The organism is Candidatus Symbiothrix dinenymphae (assembly GCF_001431085.1).
In genome coordinates, this window is sequence record NZ_BBRU01000303.1 from 1 (window position 1) to 532 (window position 532).

The 532-nt window shown below is 44.0% G+C and carries 1 protein-coding gene; it reads right to left on the reverse strand.

The genetic code is table 11. From position 1 onward, the window contains the following. Nucleotides 1–455 (reverse strand): lysylphosphatidylglycerol synthase transmembrane domain-containing protein (locus tag ASC50_RS03795; protein WP_158648384.1); only part of this gene is annotated, 455 nt, incomplete at its 3' end. Nucleotides 456–532: the final 77 nt, after the last annotated feature.

Here is a 532-nt window from a genome sequence, read left to right on the forward strand (position 1 = left end):
GCATCCTTGTTTTTAAGGAAGACAGAAATGTTGCTCGCAAAAGCCCCTAATAAGAACAGCAGCAGGATAATAGGGTCAAACAGGCGGTCAATAATCAGCGTGCCAATCACCTTTTTGAACGGGATGTTTTCTTTGTTAGAAATCACGCCGCACCGCCAAAACTCACCTACACGCGGCAAAACAAAGTTCACCGCATAATTTCCCCACACCGCATAAATCAAATTCATCCGCTTGGGTCGGTAGCCTAACGGGTTAATCAACAACTGCCAGCGAAGCCCGCGAATAGCATTGGCAGCAGCTCCAAAGGGCAACGAAAGCAACAAAATGCCCCAATTGGCATCCTTTATTTCCAGCCACAAGGCATCAAAATCCGTCCCCTTATACAAAAAATACAAGATAACGACTCCCAATGCTAACGGCAAGGTGACCTTCAAGATTTTTTTTATTTTACCCATTTTGTTTGTGTGATTAAGGCTTCACTTCCACAACCAGATATTTTGTTAAACTCCAACACTTGGTGGGCGTTATATTG